General features: G+C 66.9%; 23 protein-coding genes. 8 read left to right on the top strand and 15 right to left on the bottom strand.

Features of this window, described 5'->3' with window-relative positions; all coding sequences use genetic code 11:
* The 3 genes from BKK79_RS14260 to BKK79_RS14270 all read right to left on the bottom strand — a co-directional run bounded on the left by BKK79_RS14260 (window position 1) and on the right by BKK79_RS14270 (window position 2,574).
* Window positions 1-675 (bottom strand): HAD family hydrolase, encoded by a 675-nt coding sequence (locus BKK79_RS14260; protein ID WP_071037916.1) that lies wholly within the window; start codon window positions 673-675, stop codon window positions 1-3.
* Between the two features lie 90 nt (window positions 676-765).
* Window positions 766-1,473 (bottom strand): DnaA regulatory inactivator Hda, encoded by a 708-nt coding sequence (gene hda / locus BKK79_RS14265; protein WP_071015258.1) that lies wholly within the window; start codon window positions 1,471-1,473, stop codon window positions 766-768.
* Window positions 1,474-1,503: 30 nt separating this feature from the next.
* Window positions 1,504-2,574 carry an AI-2E family transporter gene (locus BKK79_RS14270; RefSeq protein ID WP_071015256.1) on the bottom strand — a complete coding sequence of 357 codons (1,071 nt, stop codon included), beginning with the start codon at window positions 2,572-2,574 and terminating at the stop codon, window positions 1,504-1,506.
* Window positions 2,575-2,763: 189 nt separating this feature from the next.
* On the opposite strand from BKK79_RS14270, the gene purM reads away from it, so the two are divergent.
* Complete coding sequence (gene purM, locus BKK79_RS14275) at window positions 2,764-3,816, top strand: phosphoribosylformylglycinamidine cyclo-ligase (protein ID WP_071015253.1); 1,053 nt, start codon at window positions 2,764-2,766, stop codon at window positions 3,814-3,816.
* 105 nt (window positions 3,817-3,921) lie between these two features.
* Here purM and BKK79_RS14280 read toward each other — a convergent pair whose 3' ends face one another.
* The 3 genes from BKK79_RS14280 to mutL form a co-directional block, all read right to left on the bottom strand.
* On the bottom strand, window positions 3,922-4,443 hold the full coding sequence (locus BKK79_RS14280; RefSeq protein ID WP_071015250.1) for a GNAT family N-acetyltransferase: 522 nt from the start codon (window positions 4,441-4,443) through the stop codon (window positions 3,922-3,924).
* 87 nt (window positions 4,444-4,530) lie between these two features.
* The gene (gene miaA, locus BKK79_RS14285) at window positions 4,531-5,481 is read right to left on the bottom strand and encodes a tRNA (adenosine(37)-N6)-dimethylallyltransferase MiaA (RefSeq protein ID WP_071037917.1); all 951 of its coding nucleotides are present in this window, start codon (window positions 5,479-5,481) and stop codon (window positions 4,531-4,533) included.
* Window positions 5,481-7,526 (bottom strand): DNA mismatch repair endonuclease MutL, encoded by a 2,046-nt coding sequence (mutL, locus tag BKK79_RS14290; protein WP_071037918.1) that lies wholly within the window; start codon window positions 7,524-7,526, stop codon window positions 5,481-5,483. Before mutL ends, miaA begins: the two co-directional genes overlap by 1 nt.
* A 138-nt stretch (window positions 7,527-7,664) precedes the next feature.
* Between mutL and BKK79_RS14295 the strand changes: the two genes are divergently transcribed.
* Window positions 7,665-8,318 (top strand): VTT domain-containing protein, encoded by a 654-nt coding sequence (locus BKK79_RS14295; RefSeq protein WP_071015243.1) that lies wholly within the window; start codon window positions 7,665-7,667, stop codon window positions 8,316-8,318.
* A 91-nt stretch (window positions 8,319-8,409) separates the two neighbouring features.
* Here the strand turns inward: BKK79_RS14295 and BKK79_RS14300 are convergent, their stop codons facing one another.
* Window positions 8,410-9,258 (bottom strand): SirB1 family protein, encoded by an 849-nt coding sequence (locus tag BKK79_RS14300; protein WP_071015240.1) that lies wholly within the window; start codon window positions 9,256-9,258, stop codon window positions 8,410-8,412.
* Between the two features lie 82 nt (window positions 9,259-9,340).
* The gene (gene murJ, locus BKK79_RS14305) at window positions 9,341-10,891 is read right to left on the bottom strand and encodes a murein biosynthesis integral membrane protein MurJ (RefSeq protein ID WP_071015237.1); all 1,551 of its coding nucleotides are present in this window, start codon (window positions 10,889-10,891) and stop codon (window positions 9,341-9,343) included.
* Between the two features lie 371 nt (window positions 10,892-11,262).
* Here murJ and rpsT point away from each other — a divergent pair, with 371 nt between their 5' ends.
* Entirely contained in the window at window positions 11,263-11,529 is a 267-nt protein-coding gene (gene rpsT / locus BKK79_RS14310) for a 30S ribosomal protein S20 (RefSeq protein ID WP_071015234.1), read from the top strand.
* A gap of 251 nt (window positions 11,530-11,780) precedes the next feature.
* On the opposite strand, the gene BKK79_RS14315 is transcribed toward rpsT, so the two are convergent.
* On the bottom strand, window positions 11,781-12,080 hold the full coding sequence (locus BKK79_RS14315; RefSeq protein WP_071015232.1) for a DUF3579 domain-containing protein: 300 nt from the start codon (window positions 12,078-12,080) through the stop codon (window positions 11,781-11,783).
* Between the two features lie 396 nt (window positions 12,081-12,476).
* On the opposite strand from BKK79_RS14315, the gene argF reads away from it, so the two are divergent.
* The 3 genes from argF (at window position 12,477) to BKK79_RS14330 (ending at window position 14,993) form a co-directional block, all read left to right on the top strand.
* Entirely contained in the window at window positions 12,477-13,400 is a 924-nt protein-coding gene (gene argF / locus BKK79_RS14320; RefSeq protein WP_071037919.1) for an ornithine carbamoyltransferase, read from the top strand.
* A gap of 179 nt (window positions 13,401-13,579) precedes the next feature.
* Window positions 13,580-13,891: a pyrimidine/purine nucleoside phosphorylase gene (gene ppnP / locus BKK79_RS14325; protein WP_071037920.1), complete on the top strand. Its 312-nt coding sequence runs from the start codon at window positions 13,580-13,582 to the stop codon at window positions 13,889-13,891.
* Window positions 13,892-13,952: 61 nt separating this feature from the next.
* Window positions 13,953-14,993 carry a patatin-like phospholipase family protein gene (locus BKK79_RS14330; protein ID WP_071037921.1) on the top strand — a complete coding sequence of 347 codons (1,041 nt, stop codon included), beginning with the start codon at window positions 13,953-13,955 and terminating at the stop codon, window positions 14,991-14,993.
* Window positions 14,994-15,018: 25 nt separating this feature from the next.
* Here the strand turns inward: BKK79_RS14330 and murB are convergent, their stop codons facing one another.
* On the bottom strand, window positions 15,019-16,029 hold the full coding sequence (murB, locus tag BKK79_RS14335; protein ID WP_071037922.1) for a UDP-N-acetylmuramate dehydrogenase: 1,011 nt from the start codon (window positions 16,027-16,029) through the stop codon (window positions 15,019-15,021).
* A gap of 127 nt (window positions 16,030-16,156) precedes the next feature.
* On the opposite strand from murB, the gene BKK79_RS14340 reads away from it, so the two are divergent.
* Window positions 16,157-16,642 (top strand): YajQ family cyclic di-GMP-binding protein, encoded by a 486-nt coding sequence (locus tag BKK79_RS14340; RefSeq protein WP_071015218.1) that lies wholly within the window; start codon window positions 16,157-16,159, stop codon window positions 16,640-16,642.
* Window positions 16,643-16,665: 23 nt separating this feature from the next.
* Here BKK79_RS14340 and BKK79_RS14345 read toward each other — a convergent pair whose 3' ends face one another.
* The 3 genes from BKK79_RS14345 to BKK79_RS14355 all read right to left on the bottom strand — a co-directional run bounded on the left by BKK79_RS14345 (window position 16,666) and on the right by BKK79_RS14355 (window position 18,286).
* Window positions 16,666-17,136, bottom strand: coding sequence for a DUF192 domain-containing protein (locus BKK79_RS14345; RefSeq protein ID WP_083384141.1), 471 nt, complete (start codon window positions 17,134-17,136; stop codon window positions 16,666-16,668).
* A 176-nt stretch (window positions 17,137-17,312) separates the two neighbouring features.
* Window positions 17,313-17,534: a hypothetical protein gene (locus BKK79_RS14350; protein WP_071015215.1), complete on the bottom strand. Its 222-nt coding sequence runs from the start codon at window positions 17,532-17,534 to the stop codon at window positions 17,313-17,315.
* A gap of 125 nt (window positions 17,535-17,659) precedes the next feature.
* Entirely contained in the window at window positions 17,660-18,286 is a 627-nt protein-coding gene (locus BKK79_RS14355; protein WP_071015213.1) for a pseudouridine synthase, read from the bottom strand.
* Between the two features lie 258 nt (window positions 18,287-18,544).
* Here BKK79_RS14355 and icd point away from each other — a divergent pair, with 258 nt between their 5' ends.
* On the top strand, window positions 18,545-19,795 hold the full coding sequence (gene icd, locus BKK79_RS14360; protein ID WP_071037923.1) for an NADP-dependent isocitrate dehydrogenase: 1,251 nt from the start codon (window positions 18,545-18,547) through the stop codon (window positions 19,793-19,795).
* A 336-nt stretch (window positions 19,796-20,131) separates the two neighbouring features.
* On the opposite strand, the gene BKK79_RS14365 is transcribed toward icd, so the two are convergent.
* Window positions 20,132-20,380 (bottom strand): DUF2274 domain-containing protein, encoded by a 249-nt coding sequence (locus tag BKK79_RS14365; RefSeq protein WP_008642645.1) that lies wholly within the window; start codon window positions 20,378-20,380, stop codon window positions 20,132-20,134.
* Complete coding sequence (locus tag BKK79_RS14370; RefSeq protein ID WP_034201268.1) at window positions 20,377-21,639, bottom strand: TrbI/VirB10 family protein; 1,263 nt, start codon at window positions 21,637-21,639, stop codon at window positions 20,377-20,379. Before BKK79_RS14370 ends, BKK79_RS14365 begins: the two co-directional genes overlap by 4 nt.

Genomic DNA, 21,639 nt, shown 5'->3' on the forward strand with positions numbered 1-21,639 from the left:
TCAGAACAGGTCCATGATGCGCCAGCCAGCTGCGGCGGCGTGGTGGCGCAGGCGATCGTCCGGGTTGGCGGCGACCGGTTCGCTGACCTTCTCCAGCAACGGCAGGTCGTTGGCCGAGTCGCTGTAGAAAGTGGTGGCGTCGAAATTCCCCCAGTTGTGGCCCAGCGCCTCGAGCCAGTTTTCGACGCGGGTGATCTTGCCCTCGCGGAAGCTCGGCACGCCGGCCACTTCGCCGGTGAACTGCCCGTCCGGACGGCCGTCGGCGGTGGCCGGCTCGGTGGCGATCAGGTGCGGGATGCCGAAGGCGGCCGCGATGGGGGCGGTGACGAAACTGTTGGTGGCGGTGACCACGGCGCACAGGTCGCCGGTTTCCAGGTGCTTGTAGACCAGCGCACGCGCCTGCGGCGTGATGACCGGCTCGATCACCTCGTGCATGAAGCGGCTGCGCCACTCCTCCAGCCGCGCGCGCGGATTGGCCGCCAGCGGCGCCAGCGCGAAGCGCAGGAAGGCCTGGATATCCAGGGTGCCCGCCTTGTACTGCCCATAGAACTCGTCGTTCTTGCGGCGATAGGTATCCTCGTCGACGACGCCGAGGCGCACCAGGAAGCGGCCCCATTCGTGGTCGCTGTCGGTCGGAAGCAGGGTGTGGTCGAGGTCAAACAGTGCCAGATTCATGGGCGGCGATTTTACATTAAGCGGGTCGGGGCGGTCGGAAGCGGCTGGCGGCGAGGGCGGCGGTCCTGGGTCGGAGGCGGCGCAGGCCGCTCAGTCGCGGAATTCGGCGAACATCTCGCGCAGCAGCGGCAGCGTGACCGCCCGCTTGCGTTCCAGCGAGTAGGTGTCGAGGGCGTCGAGCAGAGCCATCAGGCTGGGCATGTCGCGGTAGTGGCGCGTCACCAGCCAGTGGGCGATTTCCGGCGAGAGCTGCAGCCCGCGCTCGCGTGCGGCTTGCAGCAGCGCCGCCATCTTATCCTCGTCGGAGAGCGGCGCCAGCTGGTAGACCAGGCCCCAGCCCAGCCGGGTGCGCAGGTCCTCGCGTACCGCCATCGCCCGTGGCGCGGCCGCGCCACCTACCACCAGGGCCGTGCGTGCATAGGCGCGCACCTCGTTGTACAGCGAGAACACGGCGATCTGGCGCGCCTCGTCCAGCAGCTCGACGTCGTCCACCGTGTAGAGCTGGCAGTCCGGATCGAAGATGAAGTCGGCCAGCGCATGGTGGGGGCTGAGGTAGCGGCAGCGCATGCCGGCCTGCAGGGCGGCGTCGCAGACCGCGTGCAGCAGGTGGGTGCGCCCGGAGCCGGCCTCGCCCCACAGATAGATCAGGCGGTCGCTGGCGCGCTCCTGGGCCAGGGCCGCGGGCAGGTCGCGCAGGCGTTGCACCGGCTCGCGGTTGGCTGCCACGAAGAAATTCTCGAAGGTGGACGGCGGTGGGCTGCCGAGTTCGAGCGAGAGCTGCTTGGGACGCTGGAACATGATGTATTCGTTACTTTCGTGCGGCCATGCCTACTTGCGGTAGAGATCGCTAGCCAGGTAAACGCGCCGGATCTGGCGCGCGCCGACCAGCAGCACGGCGCAGGTGGGCAGCGCCAGCAGCACGCCGAAGAAGCCGAACATCTGGCCGAAGGCGAGCAGGGCGAAGATCACCACCAACGGGTGCAGCCCGATGCGCTCGCCGACCAGGCGCGGTGTCAGGTAGAAGCTCTCGATGAACTGGCCGATGCCGTATACCACCGCCACTGCCGCCAGCCCGTACCAGTTGCCGAACTGCAGCAGGGCGGCGACCACGGCCAGCGCCAGGCCCATGCCGAAGCCGATATAGGGGATGAAGACCGCCAGGCCGGTGAAGACGCCCACCGGCACGCCGATGTCGAACCCGGCGAGGCTGAGTCCGATCGAATACAGCGCCGCCAGGATCAGCATCACCAGGATCTGGCCGCGCAGGTACTGCGACAGCAGCGCGTCGGTCTCGCTGCTCAGTTCGCGCACCTTGGGCACCCAGCGGCGCGGCACCACATTCTCGATGCGGCGCATCAGCCGGTGCCAGTCGACCAGCAGGTAGAACATGGCGATCGGCACGATGAACAGGGTGCCGGCGGCGGTGATCAGCGCCGAGCCCGACAGCTTCACGTAGGTCAGCACGGTCGAGAACATGTCCTCGGGGCTGGCGGCGAAGCGGTCCGACAGCATGCTGCGCAGCCCCGGGAAGTCGAAGCGGACGCGCACGCCGATCTCCGCCAGGCGCGGTGCCACCACGGCATTGAGCTTCTTCAGCAGTGCCGGCAGCTGGTCGCGCAACTGCGGCACCTCGCGCTGGAGCACGGCCACCAGCAGCAGCGACAGCAGCACGCAGATCACCAGCAGCAGCAGGATCATCAGCACGGTGCCGAGCGCCCGGGGCAGGCGGTGGCGCTCCATCCAGTCCACGCCGGGATTCAGGATGTAGGCGAAGATGAAGGCGAACAGGAAGGGCGTCAGCACCGGCGCCAGCGCCACGATGGCCGCGAAGAAGGCGGCGGCCAGCACCACCCAGAGCAGGATGCGCTTGGCTTCTTGCGACAGCAGGGGAGCGTTCATCGGGCGGTTTGCGGTGGCGTGCGTGCCGGAAACTGGAAGCCGGGAGCCGGTATCCGTTAAAATTGCGATTCTACTGGACTCGCGGCCGTCGACCGACTCGGCGGCACGGCGCACATGCCGGTTGCCGCACATTGGTTCCCGCGCGAGCGTTGCCGCACTTCTCAATTCCTCAAAGACAAGCTGAATCTCATGAGCGCAACCCCGACCTCCGGCCAGGCCGGCCTCTCCTACCGCGACGCCGGTGTTGACATCGACGCCGGCGACGCGCTGGTCGACCGCATCAAGCCGTTCGCCAAGCGCACCATGCGCGAAGGCGTGATGGCCGGCATCGGCGGGTTCGGTGCCCTGTTCGAGCTGTCGAAGAAATTCCGCGAGCCCGTGCTGGTTTCCGGCACCGACGGCGTCGGTACCAAGCTCAAGCTGGCCTTCCAGCTGCAGCGTCACGACACCGTGGGCCAGGACCTGGTCGCCATGAGCGTCAACGACATCCTGGTGCAGGGCGCGGAGCCGCTGTTCTTCCTCGACTACTTCGCCTGCGGCAAGCTCGACGTCGACACCGCCGCCACCGTGATCCAGGGCATCGCCCAGGGCTGCGAACTGGCCGGCTGCGCGCTGATCGGCGGCGAGACCGCCGAGATGCCGAGCATGTACCCGGATGGCGAATACGACCTGGCCGGCTTCGCCGTCGGCGCGGTCGAGAAGAGCGAGATCATCGACGGCAGCAAGATCGCCCCGGGCGACGTGGTGCTGGGCCTGGCCTCGTCGGGCGCGCATTCGAACGGTTACTCGCTGGTGCGCAAGATCATCGAGGTGGCCAAGCCCGACCTGAACGCCGACTTCCACGGCCAGCGGCTGCAGGACGCCATCATGGCGCCCACCCGCATCTACGTGAAGCCGCTGCTGTCGCTGATGCAGGCGCTGCCGGTCAAGGGCATGGCCCACATCACCGGCGGCGGCCTGACCGAGAACGTGCCGCGCGTGCTGGCGCAGAACCTGACCGCCGTGCTGCAGCGCGACGCCTGGACCCTGCCGCCGCTGTTCCAGTGGCTGCAGGCGCAAGGCCAGGTGGCCGATGCCGAGATGCACCGCGTCTTCAACTGCGGCATCGGCATGGTGGTGATCGTGGCCAAGGAAGACGCCGAGCGTGCCATCGCTCATCTGCAGGCCGCCGGCGAGTCGGTGTGGCAGATCGGCGAGATCCGCGAGCGCGAGGAAGGCCAGGCACAGACCGTGGTGGTCTGAGGCCGGACCGGCGGCGCGCCTTGCGCGCCGGCATGGTGCGACGTGGGCGCGCCATCAAGAGCCCGCAAGCTTCGGCCTGCGGGCTTTTTTCTTATCCGTGACCCGTCAGATGCCCGCGGCCGGTGCGCCCAGCCTGGCCAGCGCGTCGCCGGTGACGCGGCAGATGCGCCAGTCCGGCATCACGTCGGCGCCCATCGCCCGGTAGAACTCGATGGACGGCGTGTTCCAGTCCAGCACGCTCCATTCGAAGCGGCCGCAGCCGCGTTCCAGCGCCAGCGCCGCCAGGTGCCGGAGCAGCAGCTTGCCGAGGCCGTGCCCGCGCCAGGCCGGTTCCACGAACAGGTCTTCCAGATACAGGCCGGGTTTGGCCAGGAAGGTGGAGAAGTTGTGGAAGAACAGGGCGAAGCCGACACTGCGGCTGCCCTCCGGCGTGGTGGCGTCGACCAGGATGGCCTCGGCGTGCGCCTGGGGACCGAACAGCGCCTGCTCCAGCCGGGCCGGCGTGGCCTCGACCAGATGGCTCAGCTTCTCGTACTCGGCCAGCGCCGAGATCAGGCGGAACAGGGTGCCGCAGTCGGCGGCGGTAGCCGCGCGCAGCGTGAAGGAGGTGGGACGGTCGACGGACATGGCAGGCTCGGATGCGAACAATGAGTGCCGGATTATCGCTCAAGCGTCACTTCGGCTCCGCGCCGGGGCTGGCACGGCGTGCCGGGCTCAGCGGTCCAGGCCGGCCAGCGCTGCCACCTGCTGCACATAGTCCGGCGCCAGGCAGTCCACCACCAGCCGCTCCGGGGTGCTGCGCAGCCAGGTCAGCTGGCGCTTGCAGAGCTGGCGCGTGGCGGCGATGCCACGTTCGCGCATGGTGTCCCGGTCGCTTTCGCCGTCCAGGTATTCCCAGGCCTGGCGGTAGCCGACGCAGCGGATCGACGGCAGGCCGGGATGCAGGTCGCCGCGTGCGCGCAGCCGTTCCACTTCCTCGATCAGGCCGCCGGCGAGCATGGCGTCGAAGCGGGTGGCGATGCGCGCATGCAGCACGGCGCGGTCGCCGGGCTCGAGCGCGATGACGCGGAAGCGTGCGCCGGCGCTGCCGGCGAAGGTGCGGCCTTCGGCCTGGCGTGCCAGCAGGGCCGACATCGGTTGACCGCTGAGGCGGTGGATCTCCAGCGCGCGCTGGATGCGCTGCGCATCGTTGGGCGCCAGCCGGGCCGCGGTGACCGGGTCGACCTCGGCCAGCATGGCATGCAGCGCGGGCCAGCCGCGCGCGGCCGCCAGCGCGTCCAGTTCGGCACGCACGGCGGCATCGGCCTGGGGCAGCTCGCTCAAGCCCTGCGTCAGCGCCTTGTAGTACAGCATGGTGCCGCCGACGATCAGCGGTTCGCGGCCGCGCGCGCGGATTTCGCCGATCAGGCGCTCGGCATCGGCGACGAACTGGGCCGCCGAGTAGCTGTCGACGGGGTCGAGGATGTCGATCAGGTGGTGCGGCACGGTCGCCAGTTCGGCGGCGCTGGGCTTGGCCGTGCCGATGTCCATGCCACGGTAGACCAGGGCCGAATCCAGGCTGATGATCTCGAGCGGCGCGCGCGCGGCCAGCGCCAGCGCGGCGGCGGTCTTGCCGGACGCGGTGGGGCCGAGCAGGCAGACGACCGGGTTTGGCGCGGCGGGCATCACTGGCCGCGCAGGAAGAGCCGGTCCAGCTCGCCCACGCTCAGCTGTACCCAGGTCGGGCGGCCGTGGTTGCACTGGTCGGCGCGCTCGGTCTGCTCCATCTGGCGCAGCAGCGCATTCATTTCTTCCAGCGTCAGGCGGCGGTTGGCGCGCACCGCGCTGTGGCAGGCCAGCGTCGCCAGCAGTTCGTTCTGGCGCTCCGCCAGCACGCGCGAGCCGCCGAAGGCCTGCAGGTCGCGCAGCACGTCGCGCGCGAGCGCTTCGGTGTCGGCCTGCTTGAGCAGGGCGGGGATGGCGCGTACCGCCAGCGTGGTGGGCGAGACCGGCGCGATGTCGAAGCCCAGCAGGGCCAGCGTTTCCTGGTGCTCCTCGGCGGCACCGATCTCGACCGGGCTGGCCGGCAGCGTGACGGGGATCAGCAGCGGCTGTACCGCCAGCTCGCGCGTGGCCAGCGCGGTCTTGATCTGCTCGTAGAGAATGCGCTCGTGCGCCGCATGCATGTCGACCAGCACCAGTCCGCGTGCGTTCTGTGCCAGCACGTAGATGCCGTGCAGTTGCGCCAGTGCGAAGCCGAGCGGCGGACCGTCGGCCGCGCTGGCGCCGTCCGCGCCGTCGGCGGCTTCGGCAATGCCGGTGGCCGCCGGCAGGGGCGGGCGGGCCGCCGGCGCGGGTTCGGCCGCCAGCGCGTCGAGCAGGCCCGGTGCCTCGTCGCCGCGCGCGGCCTCGGCGTCGGCCAGCCAGGCCGGCGGATTGGCCGAGGGCGTGAAAGGCGCCGTTGCGCCGCTGCCGGCCGGCCGCGCCGGCGCCATCGCCTCACGTACCATGCCCAGGTAGGCCTGGCGCGGCTGCTCGATGCCCAGCGCCGTCTGGCGCGCGGCGGCCGTGTAGTCGACCCAGGGCGTGCCGCGTGCCTGTCCCGCGCCCGCCGGCATGCCGGCGGGGCGGACGCTGCTGTCACTGCCGCCGCCTGCGTTGCCCGGGCGATCGAGGGCGGCCCCGCCGGCATCGCTGTGCAGGCTGTCTCCCTGCTCGCCGGCCTGGCGGGCCAGGCAGCGCTGCACCGCGTGATAGACGAACTGGTGCACGGCGCGCGATTCGCGGAAGCGCACCTCGATCTTGGAGGGGTGGACGTTGACGTCCACCATCTCCGGCGGCAGGTCCAGGCACAGCACATAGGACGGGAAGCGGTCGCCGTGCAGCACGTCCTGGTAGGCGCTGCGCACCGCGTGCGTCAGCAGCTTGTCGCGCACGAAGCGCCCGTTGACGAAGAAGAACTGCTGGTCCGGCCGGCCGCGCGAGGCGGTGGGCAGGCCGGCGAAACCATACAGGTGCAGGTCGCCGGCCTCTTCGTCGAGCGGCAGGCGCGCCCGCGCGAAGTCGCCGCCCAGCACCTGGGCGGTGCGGGTGGCGACGTCGCCGGCATTCCAATGCTCCATCGGCTTGCCATTGTGATGGACCGAGATCGCCACGTCCGGCCGCGCCAGGGCGACACGGCGCACCATCTCCAGGCAATGGCCGAGTTCGGTCTGTTCCGATTTGAGGAACTTTCTGCGTGCTGGCGTGTTGAAGTAGAGGTGCTGCACATCGATGGTGGTACCGACCCCGCCGGAGGCGGGTTGCAGCGCGCCGTTCTCGGCGTTCAACTGGGTGGCATGCGGATCGGCGGCGGTGCGGCTGGTCAGTGTCAGGTGGGACACCGAAGCGATCGAGGCCAGCGCCTCGCCGCGGAAGCCGAGCGTCAGCACGGCCTCCAGCTCGTCGAGCGAGGCGATCTTGCTGGTCGCGTGGCGCATCAGTGCCACCGGCAGCTCGGCTGCCGGAATGCCGCAGCCGTTGTCTGTGATAACGATGCGGCGCACGCCGCCTTCCTCCAGCCGGATGGCCAGTTGTCCCGCGCCCGCGTCGAGGGCGTTTTCGAGCAGTTCCTTGACGACCGAGGCCGGCCGTTCAACCACCTCGCCGGCGGCGATCTGGCTGATCAACTGGTCGGGCAAGGGGCGGATCGGGCGCGCGGGTTGCGCGGGGCGGGAAGCGGTGGCGGGCATGGGCGGATTATACGTGTGGCGCATCGGACCAAGCGGGTGGCCTGCGACGTGGGAATGGCCGGCGGCTCTTGTATGATGTGGGGCTGATTACAGAATCTTCAGAATCAATAGAGAACGGGGAACGAATTGGATATCGCATTGCAGTTCATCGACATACTGCTGCACGTCGACAAATACCTGGGCACCGTGATCCAGCAGTACGGGTCCTGGGTCTACGCCCTGCTGTTCCTGATCGTCTTCGCCGAGACGGGCCTGGTGGTGGTGCCCTTCCTGCCGGGCGACTCGCTGCTGTTCATCGCCGGCGCCTTCTGCGCCACCGGCGCCATGAACGAATGGGTGCTGATCGGGCTGCTGCTGACTGCGGCCATCGGCGGCAACACCGTCAATTACCTGATCGGCAGCTGGATCGGACCCAAGGTGTTCGACCTGCACTGGCGCTTCCTCGACCAGAAGGCACTGCGCCGCACCCATGATTTCTACGAACGCCACGGCGGCAAGACGCTGGTGATGGCGCGCTTCGTCCCCATCGTGCGCACCTTCGCGCCCTTCGTGGCCGGTGTGTCGCAGATGAGCTTCGGCCGTTTCCAGATGTTCAACGTGATCGGCGCCGTAGGCTGGGTGGCCGGCCTGGTCTTTGCCGGCTACTTCTTCGGCAACCTGCCTTTCATCAAGCAGTACCTGAACCTGATCGTGCTGGCCGGCATCGGCGCTGCCGTGGTGCCCCTGCTGCTGGGTGGCCTGTGGAAGCTGGTGCGCGGCGGGCGCGGCAATCCCACGCGGGCGCAGCGCTGAAACGCTCGGCCTGCCTCGGTCAAGCCGACGGGCCGCGTGAGCGGCCCGTTTGTTTTTGGCTTGGTCAGTGCCTGGGGGGCAGGTCAGGAATTCAGCTCAAGCTCCGGCTCATCAGCCGCAGTGCCGGCATGCGGTCGCGGATCTGCGTGCTGTCGGCGGCATCGGGCCGCGCTGCCACGTAGGCCTCGAGGTCGGCCAGTGCCGGCCGGAAGCATTCCAGGTTGGCGTAGGCCAGGCCGCGGTCGCGCACTTCCTCGATCGAGCCGGGCAGCAGGATCACCAGCCGGTTCTGCACCGCCAGCAGGCGCTGCCAGCGCGACTCCTGCAGATAGATGGACTTCAGGTTGCGCAGCATGCGCGCGATGATCTCGCGGTGGCTGGCCGTCTGCAGGAACAAGCCCAGTGGCACCTCGCCGCTGCCGCGGATGCCCTCCTGCTCGAGGTAGGGATCGAGCATCTCCTGCAGTTGTTCCTTCGACAGGGTTTCACCGGTGAGCGGATCCAGCACCACCTCACCGGCGGGGATCGACATCCGGACCAGGAAGTGGTTGGGGAAGGACACCCCCTTGAGTGGCAGTCCGATCTGCTGTCCCAGCTCCATGTACAGCACCGCGAGCGAGATCGGGATGCCGCGCCGTTGCCGGATGACGGCGTTCAGGTAGGAGTTGTCCGGGTTGTAGTAGTCGTTGGCATTGGCCGCGAAGCCAAGGTCGCGATAGAAGAAATGGTTGAGCAGGCGCAGGCGCTGGATGGCGGGCGTGCCCTCGGCGATCCGGCGCTTGAGCCGCAGGGCCATCAGGTCCAGCGCGGCGAGTTCGCCCTGCAGGTCGAGGTCGGGGTAGGCGTCCTGGGCAAGGGAGAGCGCCGTCTCTGTCAGCGGGATGCCGCCATCGTCGGCCACGAGGCTGGCGAAGTAATCCAGGACTTTCGTGGTGGTCATATCGGGTTCCTGAAGCGGCGCAGGGCGCCGCGTCCTGGCTGGCGCGCCGGATACGTTCCGCCGTGGCCTTCGGCGCGGCGGATCAGCCGGCCTTGCGCTTGAAGGCAGTGAATCTCAGCCCCATGAGCCACAGTGTACCGAAGTAGACGACCGCCGCAAGTACCAGGCACGATGCCAGCAGGGCCACGCGCAGCAGCGGCGTGCTGCCCAGGGCGACCCAGTCGAAGCTGCGCGCGAACCACAGCAGCAGCCCGGACAGCAGCGTGACCGCAGCCAGCAGTTGCGCGAGGAACAATGTCCACCCCGGTGCCGGTTCGTAGAGGCCGCGCCGGCGCAGGCCGATGAACAGCATCAGGGCGTTGAGGGTGGCGCCCAGGCTGATCGACAGCGCCAGGCCGGCGTGGCCGAAGCGGGGCACGAAGGCGAGGTTGGCGAGTTGGGTGATGACCAGCACGGCCACCGCGATCTTGACCGGGGTGCGGATGTCCTGCCGCGCATAGAAGCCCGGGGCCAGGATCTTGATCAGGATGAGGCCGAGCAGGCCGGTGCCGTAGGCCACCAGCGCCTGCCGCGTCATTTCCACCGCGTGGCCGTTGAACTTGCCGTAGTTGAACAGCACGGCCGTCAGCGGCGTGCCGAACACGAACAGCCCGACCGCGCAGGGCAGGGCCAGCAGAAAGGTCAGCCGCAGTCCCCAGTCGAGCAGGCCGGAATACTCGTGATGGTTGGCTTCGGCGCTGGCCTTCGACAGGCTGGGCAGCAGGATGGTCCCCAGCGCCACGCCCAGCAGCGCCGTGGGGAATTCCATCAGGCGGTCGGCGTAGGTCAGGTAGGAGACGCTGCCTGCGGCCAGCCGCGAAGCGATATTGGTATTGATGATCAGGCTGATCTGGGCCACCGAGACGGCCATCAGCGCCGGCACCATCTGCTTCAGGATGCGCCGCACCCCGGCGTCGGCCCAGGCGGCGCGGACATTGACGCCGATGCGCGGCATCACGCCCATCCGGCGCAGCGCGGGGATCTGGATGATGAGCTGCAGGATGCCGCCCACCAGCACGCCCCAGGCCTGGGCGTAGATCGGTTCACGCATGTGCGGGCCGACAAAGAGCGCGGCGAAGATCAGGCACAGGTTGAGCAGCACCGGGGTGAAGGCCGGCACGGCGAAGCGTCGCCAGGTGTTGAGGATGCCCGAAGCGAGCGCGACCAGGGAAATCAGGCCGATATAGGGGAACATCACCCGCGTCATGAAGACAGCCGCGGTATAGGTCTCGCTCTGCCCGCGGAAGCCGGTCGCCACCACGGTCATCACCACCGGGGCGCCGATCACGCCCAGCAGCGAGACTCCCATCAGGACCCAGGTCATCACTGTGCCGACGGCATCGATCAGGCGCCGGGTGTCGGCCTCGCCGCGCTTGCTGTGGTACTCGCCCAGGATGGGCACGAAGGCTTGCGAGAACGCGCCCTCGCCGAAGATGCGGCGCAGCAGGTTGGGGATGCGGAAGGCCACGTTGAAGGCATCGGTCATGTCCGAGGCCCCGAAGGCGCGTGCGATGAGGATCTCGCGCACCAGGCCCGTGATGCGCGAGAGCATGGTCAGGCTGCTGATGGTGGCGAGCGCTTTGAGCAGGTTCAAGATGGAGGCTGGAGCGAGCAAAGCGCCGGCGCTGGCCGTGCGGCCGCGGCGTCGGTGCGGAATCGGATGGACTTGCACCGGCGGGCCGCCGGGCCAGGAATCAGACGACGCGGGCGCGGGGAAGTTGCAGCGGGACCACGCGGGCCGAAGTGGCGCCTATTATACGGATCGGGCAGGCGGCGGACCGTCCCGTCGTTGGGCGGGATTCCTTCTTGCGTTTACGGCTGCTCTGTGTGTATAATCGCCGATTCACAAGGACAGTTGCGTTCCGGATTCGGTTATCTGTGCTTTACCGTGCATCCCGGGCCGCTAGATGTGCATTTTTGGCTGTGTCCCCGGGGCACGCATCTGAATTCAGGAAAACTAAGTAAATGGCAAATTCCGCACAAGCCCGCAAGCGCGCGCGCCAAGCCGTCGCCCAGAACGCCCACAACTCCAGCCTGCGCTCGCGTCTGCGTACCGCCGTGAAGGCTGTTCGCAAGGCGATCGCCACTGGCGACAAGGCTGCTGCTGCCGAGATCTTCAAGAACTCGCAGGCCGTGATCGACAGCATCGCCGACAAGAAGATCGTGCACAAGAACAAGGCTGCACGCCACAAGTCGCGCCTGTCGGCTGCCATCAAGTCGATGGCTGCCTGATTCCGGCAAGCTTGCGCGCGGCTCCGGTCGCGCGGTCGCGGCGATCCGCCAGGGTCGTCGTCCAGCAAAAAGCCCGTCCATGTGACGGGCTTTTTGTTTTCCTGGCCTCCGCTTTCAGTTGCCGGACTGCCGGACGATTGCGTGCCTGCGTGCTGTGTCTTGTTTGTCTTGTGCGCAGTGTTTCGTCGCGGCCTGGAGGGTCGGTGCCGGGCCGCGAGGCGGGGAAGGGGGGGGGCGGAGATGGAGTGGGCTCAGCCGAGCGAGCAGGCCTCGACCAGCTGCAGGTTGTTGTCGCGGGCGAAATTCAGCACGAAATCCAGGGCCTTGGGCTCGATCTCCTTGAGGCGGACGTCCACGACCACGCTTTTGACGCCGCCGGCAATCACCGGGCGGACATAGGGTGAATAGGTCAGGCGGGGGTCGCCGGTGTCGCCTTCGGGGCGGAACTGCGCCATCACGCCGCACAGCCGTTCTGCCCAGTCGCTCGGGCGGAAGGTCTTGCCTTCCTTGGTGATGCCTTGGATGAAATATTCGCGAACGTTGGGGGTCATGAGACGACTGCGGCTGGAGGGTGACTCGGCGTAAGACCCGCGAGCACGGGCGCCGGGTTTGACGCGGCCGGCGAGCGTTGGTTCGCTTCCAGCCGGTCGGTCTGCGGGGCGTCGGTGCTTGCAGGGGCACTTTTGATGCCTGTGGCGGGCGGGGGCATGGGGTTGCCGCGCCCCGCGTGAATCAGCGGGTATTATATCTTATATAAGACCTGCGCATAAGGCTGCGGCGGTGCCGGGGTGCCGGATCGGGGTCCCTCCGGGCTCGCCAAAGGGTAAATAATCCCTTATGATTCTTGCAGTTAAATTGCGCAAGCGACGCGAAAGGCGGCTCCGCGACGCGCCTCGCCACCCGGCATCGGTGGCAGCGTGTCATCACCGAGCCGCCTTCTTTGTTTTATGAGCTCAACCCCGATCAAGCATTACCTCCAGTTCAGCGACCTGTCTCCCGAGGAGTACGAGTACCTGCTGGACCGCGCGCGGATCCTCAAGGCGAAGTTCAAGAACTACGAGACATGGCACCCGTTGCACGACCGCACGCTGGCCATGATCTTCGAAAAGAATTCGACGCGCACGCGGCTGTCCTTCGAGGCCGGCATCCACCAGCTCGGCGGCCATGCCGTGTTCCTCAACACGCGCGATTCGCAGCTGGGCCGGGGCGAGCCGATCGAGGATGCGGCACAGGTGATCTCCCGCATGGTGGACATCATCATGATCCGCACCTTCGGCCAGGACATCATCGAACGCTTTGCGGCGCATTCGCGCGTGCCGGTCATCAACGGCCTGACCAACGAGTACCATCCCTGCCAGGTGCTGGCCGACGTCTTCACCTATATCGAGAAGCGCGGCAGCATCCAGGGCAAGACGGTGGCCTGGATCGGCGACGCCAACAACATGGCCTATACCTGGATCCAGGCGGCCGAGCGGCTGGACTTCCAGTTCCACTTCTCCGCGCCTCCGGGCTACCAGCTCGATCCGGCCATGGTGCCCGCCACCGCGGCCCCCCACCTCAAGGTGTTCGACGACCCGCTGGCGGCCTGCCAGGGCGCGGACCTGGTCACCACCGACGTGTGGACCAGCATGGGCTTCGAGGCCGAGAACGAGACCCGCAAGCGTGCCTTCCAGCAGTGGATGGTGACCACCGCGATGATGGACCGCGCCAATGCCGACGCCCTGTTCATGCACTGCCTGCCGGCCCATCGCGGCGAGGAGGTCGAGGCAGCGGTGATCGACGGACCCAAGAGCGTGGTCTGGGAAGAGGCGGAGAACCGCCTGCACGTGCAGAAGGCGCTGATGGAATACCTGCTCTGCGGCCGCTATTGAAGGCGCAAGGAGGCCGGCGGCGCGGCACGCGCGGCTGGTTGCGGGGCGAGTCGATGAAGTCGATGAAGTGAATGGGGAGGGGCCGCGCGGCCCCTCTTTTCACACGGTGGGCCAGGATTCGAAAACCCGGCCGGCAACCGGCAGGCGCCGGCCACCGGCCAGCAGCAAGGAGTGATTGCATGACCCAGTTCGACAACGTGTCCGTCGTCAAGAAGGCGAATCTCTATTTCGACGGCAAGTGCGTCAGCCATACGGTGCTGTTCCCGGACGGCACCCGCAAGACGCTCGGCGTGATCTTTCCCGCCAAGCTGAACTTCGGCACCGCCGCGCCCGAGATCATGGAGATCAATGGCGGCAGCTGCCGCATCCGCCTGGCCGGGTCGGACGCATGGCAGACCTACGGCGCCGGCCAGCAGTTCAGCGTGCCCGGCAACAGCAACTTCGACATCGAAGTACTGGAAACGCTGGACTACGTCTGCCACTACGGCTGAGCACGCCGGGCCGGCAGCGCCTGCCGCGCCGCCGGCCGCCTGGCAAGCGGGAGGGAGTGCCATGTCGCGCGATCCTAAGATGATCAACCTCGCCCTGCAGGGCGGCGGCGCCCACGGTGCCTTCGGCTGGGGCGTGCTTGACGCCCTGCTGGAAGACGGCAGGCTGGACTTCGACGGCATCAGCGGCACCAGCGCCGGCTCGATGAACGCCGTGCTGTTGGTGGATGGCATGGCTGAAGGCGGGCGCGAGCGCGCCCGCGAGAAATTGCATGAATTCTGGTACGGCGTTTCCCGCACGGGCTCGCCGTTCTCCACCTTCGGCCAGCAGACGGCCGACTGGCTGGCGGGCAACCACCATGGCGGCTGGCCGCTGCAGGAATGGACGAAGATGTGGGCCGGCTGGTGGAATGCCTCGGCCCAGGGCGGCAAGTACAACCCGCTGCGCGACCTGCTCGCTGCCCAGGTCGATTTCGAGCGCGTGCGCTGTTGCGCCGGCACCAAGCTGTTCGTGGCAGCCACCGACGTCAACAGCGGCAATGTGCGCGTCTTCCAGAAGCAGGACATCACGCTGGACGCGCTGCTGGCCTCGGCTTGCCTGCCCTACCTGTACCCGGCCGTCGAGATCGAGGGTCGCCACTACTGGGATGGTGGCTACATGGGCAATCCGGCCCTGTTCCCGCTGTTCTACCAGACCGACACGCGCGACATCCTGATCGTCCATATCAATCCGATCCGTCGCCCCGGTGTCCCCACGCAGCCGCAGGAGGTGATGGAGCGGCTCAACGAGATCACCTTCAACGCCTCGCTGCTGCGCGAGTTCCGCGCCATCGCCTTCGTGCAGAAGCTGCTCGACGAAGACTGGCTGAGACCGGAATACCGCGATCGCCTCAAGTACCTGCTGATGCATTCCATCCGCGCCGATGACGCGCTGGCCGATCTGTCCTCCTCGACCAAGCTGGTCACGCACTGGAATTTCCTCGTCATGCTGAAGGAGCGCGGCCGCACGGCGGCGCAGGCCTGGCTGGCCAACCACTTCAAGGATGTCGGCAAGCGCGGCTCGGTGGACATCCGCCGCGAGTTTCTCTCCGACGACCCTCTTTGACGCAGGTCTGGCTCCGTGGCCCGGCCTACAGGACGACGGGCTCGGGCTCGATGCGCACGCCGAAGCGCGCCTGCACCGCGTCGGCGATGCGGGTGGACAGCGCCAGCAGCTGTGCGCCGTTGCCGCCGCCATGATGCACGAGGACCAGCGCCTGCTTCTCGTAGACACCGACCGCGCCGTCGCGCACCCCCTTGAAACCGCATTGGTCGATCAGCCAGCCGGCCGCCAGCTTGATGCGGCCGTCGGCCTGCGTGTAGTGCGCCATTCCGGGATGGACGGCGAGCAGTGCCGCGCCTTGCGCGGCACTGACCACCGGATTCTTGAAGAAGCTGCCCGCATTGCCGATGCGCGTCGGGTCGGGCAGCTTGCGGGAGCGGATGGCTACCACGGCGTCGAGGATGGCGGCAGCGCCGGGGGCCGGTTCGTCGTGCAGCTCGCGCGCCAGCTCGGCATAGCCGAGCACCGCCTGCCACGGCCGCGGCAGGCGCAGCGTGACCGCCGTGATGATGTAGCGATCCTTGCCTGCCTGCTTGAACAGGCTGTCGCGGTAGCCGAAGGCGCATTGCGCCGCATCGAGTTCGACGAAGGTGCCGCTGGCGCGGTCGTAGGCGCGCAGCGAGGCGAAGCGCTCGCGCAACTCGACGCCGTAGGCCCCGATGTTCTGGATGGGAGCGGCGCCCGCCGTGCCAGGGATCAGCGCCAGGTTTTCCAGTCCGGGCATGCCCTCGGTCACGGTGCGGCACACCAGCGCGTGCCAGTTCTCGCCGGCGCCGGCCGTGACCAGCCATGCCGTTTCGGAGGCGCGGGCCGAAAATCCCGGGATTTCCATCAGCAGTACCAGCGCCTGCAGGTCGGCGGTCAGCACCACATTGCTGCCGCCGCCGAGCACCAGTACCGGCAACCCCGCCACGCGCGGGTCGGCGAGCGCCGCCACCAGGTCGTCTTCACTGCGCACATGTGCCGCGAAGCGCGCGCGGACGTCGAATCCGAATGTATTGTGGCGGCGCAGGGGATAAAATTCGTGGAGATCTGCCATGCGGGATCTGGATGAGGCGGCCGCCGAATGACGAGGGCCGGCCTGGACTGCGGAGTTGGCAGGATTATACGGAAGCGCTGGCGCCAGGCGCGGCGCTTCCGGGGCAATTGCTTATCAGGAGAAAGAAATGCCGTCGTTTGACGTAGTGTGCGAAGCCAATATGGTCGAAGTGAAGAATGCCGTCGAGCAGGCCAACAAGGAGATCTCGACGCGCTTCGACTTCAAGGGATCCGACGCCCGCGTCGAGCAGAAGGAAGGTGAGCTGACCGCTTTCGCCGACGACGATTTCAAGCTGGGCCAGGTCAAGGACGTGCTGATCAACAAGATGGCCAAGCGCAACGTGGACGTGCGCTTCCTCGACTACGGCAAGGTTGAAAAGATCAGCGGCGACAAGGTCAAGCAGGTCGTCACCATCAAGAAGGGAGTGACGGGCGACCTGGCCAAGAAGATCGTGCGCATGATCAAGGACAGCAAGATCAAGGTCCAGGCCAGCATCCAGGGTGACGCCGTGCGCGTGTCGGGCACCAAGCGCGACGACCTGCAGAGCGTCATCGCCTTGCTGCGCAAGGACGTTTCCGAGGCGCCGCTCGACTTCAACAACTTCCGCGACTGAGCGGCGGCGCCCGTCCGGGCGCCTCAGCGCATCTGCGGCGCCCTCGGCAGGCCGCCGATGCGCGCGCCGGCCTTGATTCCCTTCTGCTTGAACCAGCCCTGGTTCATCTCCAGCGCGTAGCGCACCGCCGCACGCGGACAGTGGTTGTCCTCGGTCTGCGGCGCCATGTCCTCGATATTGACGATGGTGCCGTCATCGGCCAGGAAGGCGATCGACAGCGGCAGGTCGGTGTTCTTCATCCAGAAGCAGTTGCCGGCCTTCTGCTCGAAGACGAACAGCATGCCGTGGCTCGCCGGCATGGTCTTGCGGTACATCAAGCCGATCTCGCGCGACTCCGGTGTGGCAGCCACTTCGGTCTGGATCGCGTACATGCCGGCGGTCAGCTGGATCTCCGGCAGGCCGGTCTGCGCCTGCGCGGCTGCGCCTTGTGCGAAGGCGAGCGTGGTGGCGGTCAAGGCGGCAAGTTGAAGCAGGATCTTGGACGCGGGAGACATGGCGTAGGCGTGGGGTCAGCGTTACTGCGTTAGGGGAAGGGAAAGGCCAGGCGCAAGGATAACCCGGACACAGGCTTGCGTGCCGCGCGGCACGCGCATGAAAAAAGGCAGGCCGTCCGAGGGACTGCCTGCCTTTGCACGCACCGCCGAGGCGGTGCGAAGCGACTTCCGAAGTCTTACTTCGAAGCGCCTTCTGCCGGAGCGGAGGCGGGAGCGGCTTCTGCCTTCGAAGCGGCCTTCTTGGCGTGCTTCTTCTTGCTGTGCTTCTTCTTGGCGGGCTTCGCTTCAGCCTTGGCAGCGGGCGCTGCAGCGTCAGCAGCAGCCGGAGCCGAAGCTTGGGCGAATGCACCGGTGGCGAACAGGCCGGAAACCAGAGCAGCAGCGATCAGTTTGTTCATTGCGATTCCCTCGAAATTTGAACGCATTCGGAAGTGATGACGCGTAATTGGACGTGTCACGATCAACAACGGGGCCACCACGCGATCGGTTGACGCGAGAGAGACAGGAATCTTTCCGGCATTTGTTAGCGTTTGTAACCCTTGCGCCTCACCACCGGCGCGCGAGCCTGCCGCCCGGGGCTGGCGGGGCCGGACAGGCCGAGCAGAGCCGGTGTGATTTCCCGCCATTCGCCAGGCATCAGCCCGAGCGTGAACAGGTCGAGGCCACCGATCGCCGTGCGTACCAGGCGCAGCGTCGGGTGTCCGACGGCTGCGGTCATCCGTCGCACCTGGCGGTTCTTGCCTTCGCGGATACGCAGTTCTACCCAGGTGGTGGGGATGGCGGCGCGGTAGCGGATGGGCGGATCGCGCGGCCACAGGGTGTCTGGCGTATCCACCAGGCGCGCCTGCGCCGGCAGCGTGCGGAAGTCGCCGAGGTCGAGGCCTGCGCGCAGTGCTTGCAGGGCGGCCTCGTCGGGCACGCCTTCCACTTGCGCCAGATAGGTCTTGACGAGCTTGTGCTGCGGGTCGGCGATGCGGGCCTGCAAGGCACCGTCGTCGGTCAGCAGCAGCAGGCCTTCGCTGTCGGCGTCGAGCCGGCCGGCCGGGTAGACGCCGGGCACGGCCACGCATTCGGCCAGCGTCGGCCGCGTCGGGTGCGGCGAGAACTGGCTCATGGTGTTGTACGGCTTGTTGAGGGCGAGCAAGGTCATGGGGCCGAAGTATGCCCGAGGCTCGATGCACGCGGACACTGTCGGCGGGCCATGGCGGCTGCCGGGAAATTGCTGCATAATTTAAATATAGTCTTATGTCTTATATAAGACTTTCGGCGCGATCACCGATCGGGGCACGGCGATGTGGCGGATGCAAGACACGTTCGCCCGCTACAATCTCCTGCTGTGTCCCTATCTCGCTGTCCGCTCACGCAAGCGACGGCGGCCGTTACAACCCCGTTCCGCACTGGAGACGTCATGTATCAACACATCAAAGTTCCGGCTGGCGAAAAGATCACGGTCAACCAGGACTTTTCGCTGAACGTACCGGACAATCCCATCATTCCCTTCATCGAGGGGGATGGCACGGGCTTCGACATCACGCCGGTGATGCTCAAGGTGGTGGACGCCGCGGTAGCCAAGGCCTACGGCGGCCAGCGCAAGATTTCCTGGATGGAGATCTACGCAGGCGAGAAGTCCACCAAGGTCTACGGTCCCGATGTGTGGCTGCCCGACGAAACCCTCGATGTCCTGAAGGAATACGTGGTGTCGATCAAGGGGCCGCTGACCACCCCGGTCGGCGGCGGCATCCGCTCGCTGAACGTGGCGCTGCGCCAGCAGCTCGATCTCTATGTCTGCCTGCGCCCGGTGCGCTATTTCAAGGGAGTGCCGTCGCCGGTGCGCGAGCCCGAGAAGACCGACATGGTGATCTTCCGCGAGAACTCGGAGGATATTTATGCCGGCATCGAATGGGAAGCCGGGAGCGAGCAGGCGCGCAAGGTGATCGCCTTCCTGCAGAACGAGATGGGGGTCAGGAAGATCCGTTTCCCCGATACTTCCGGCATCGGCATCAAGCCGGTCTCGAAGCAGGGCACGCAGCGCCTGGTGCGCAAGGCGATCCAGTACGCCATCGACAACGACAAGCCGTCGGTGACGCTGGTGCACAAGGGCAACATCATGAAGTACACCGAGGGTGCCTTCCGCGACTGGGGCTATGAACTGGCCCAGCAGGAGTTCGGCGCCCAGCTGGTCGACGGCGGCCCGTGGTGCAAGTTCAAGAACCCGAAGACCGGCCGCGACATCGTCATCAAGGACGCCATCGCCGATGCCTTCCTGCAGCAGATCCTGCTGCGTCCGGCCGAGTACTCGGTGATCGCGACGCTGAACCTGAACGGCGACTATATCTCCGACGCGCTGGCGGCCCAGGTGGGCGGCATCGGCATCGCTCCGGGTGCCAACCTGTCGGACTCGGTGGCCATGTTCGAGGCCACGCACGGTACCGCGCCGAAGTATGCCGGCAAGGACTACGTGAACCCGGGCTCGGAGATCCTGTCGGCCGAAATGATGCTGCGTCACATGGGCTGGACCGAAGCCGCCGACCTGATCATCCGCTCGATGGAGAAGTCCATCCTGTCGAAGCGCGTCACCTACGACTTCGCTCGGCTGCTGGAAGGAGCGACGCAGGTGTCGTGCTCGGGCTTCGGCCAGGTGATGATCGACAATATGTGAGGGGGACAGGGCTGGCCGCAGTACCGCTGCGGCCCCTGCCGGGCCAGATCCGGCAAATAAAAAATGTTCGGTGTCAAGTATTTTCAAGGCATCCCATTTGGCCTGAAACCTTATACGAGACAGCAAGTTAGCTCTGTATCGTGCCACCCGATGGCACCTCGGCGGTGTGGGCTAGGTGCCACATGAGAGCGTTGGGAGAGAAAGCCGGATCGCGCTACATCGGACACGGAGTGCAGCGTCGGCAACCGACCTGAACTCCCATATTACCGGCTTCCCAAACGAAGAACGCACGGCCTGGAGCCGCGCGTTCTTCATTAAATCTATGTCGGAGCATCGTCATCCTGACTTCGGGGTGGCGACGGCCTTGGCCTTGCCACCCCGCTTGAATCCCCGATCCCCCGCCATGAAGGCTTCGAGCATGTGCGGGATCAGCGTGGCCGCATCGACCGCTTCGCCATAGGTCTGCGCATGAAGAGCGGCGTACCGGTCTAGATCCATTTTCAGGCTGGCTGGACAAGCGAATGTCAGCTTGGTGCTGCTGGTCGATGGCAGCGGCCCAAGCCGGAGTTTTCTGGCCATGTTCATCGGGCACCTCCACGCTGAAGAAAGAGCGGCTGGTAAGGTCGAACCTGTAAATCCCTTGCCACGATGATCCGCACCGGCAACCCCGGCCGCGCTGTCAGCGTCGGCTGGATGTTCATGTTGCGCCGGGTCATCTCCTGCCCCACTTGGTTCACACTGTCCTGCAGACCATCGCGCCCGGCAATGACGATGCGGTTGCCGTTCTGCCGATTCTCCGGCGCGGCCAACTCGGCGCCGATACCCAGCAGCGTGGTCAGCGCCGCCCCGGCAAAGATGCGGCCCCAATGCTGATCCACTTCATCCTCCAACCCTGCGTAGCCCGCAGGATCGGTGCCGACAAGGTTGTCGAGCGTCAGCGAGGATGTGTCTGGCAAGATGATCCGGTTCCACACCATCTGCACCCGGCTCTGCCCGAAGCTCACCTGGCTGTTGTATTTGCCCAAAATGCGCGAGCCCTGCGGAATCAGCAGGAACCTGCCCGTAGCCGTGTCATAGACCGGCTCCGTCACCGTGGCGATCACATCGCCCGGCAGGTCGGACTTGATGCCTGTGACCAGCGCCGCTGCGATCACCGTCCCGGCCATCACCTGGTACGGCGAGGCTGGCATTTGGAGATTGCCGGAATTGCGAGTCTCCTTGGAGCCGCCTTTCAGGAACGCCTCTTTCTGGTCTTGCCGGTTCTGCACGGTGGTGGGATCACTGGGCTGGGCCGCCGTCGAGGCCGGACCGGCCGCCAGCGGATCGAACCCTGCCAAGGCGTTGGCCATGCCGGGTGCTCCGGGCGCCGCCTGCGCGACAGCGCCAGCGGCTTGGCCCGGCTTTCCCGAGCGGAAGAACACCGCCGAAGCCGCCGCCGCTTCGGCCTCCTTGCGCAAGGCGTCGTTGGGATCATGTCCCGGCGGCATGTAGGTGGGCTGCTGCGCCGCCACGATGGCCGGCCCCAGGTCGCCCGGCAGCGGCGGCCCCAGCTCGGGCGCCTTCGGCAGTTTCGAGTAATCGGACGGCAACCCATCCAGCCCTTCGGACTTTGAGACCCGATCCACGTTGTACAGCTCGTTCTGCCAGCCTGCGCCGCGCCGGTGCGGCTGCAGGGCCCAGATCGTGGCCCCGAGCACGGCGACCGACAGGCCGCCGGTGAGCATGGCCAGCGTGCGCCGGTTCAGGCGCGTGACCGGGCGCGGCTGGGCGCGCAACGCCATCGCTTCGGGCGCCGCCTTGCCCCCCTGAGAAGTGGCATGGTCGGGGGTGTTGTCTTGGCTCAT

Origin of the sequence: Cupriavidus sp. USMAA2-4 (assembly GCF_001854305.1) — a bacterium.
In the GTDB taxonomy this organism is placed as follows: domain Bacteria; phylum Pseudomonadota; class Gammaproteobacteria; order Burkholderiales; family Burkholderiaceae; genus Cupriavidus; species Cupriavidus malaysiensis.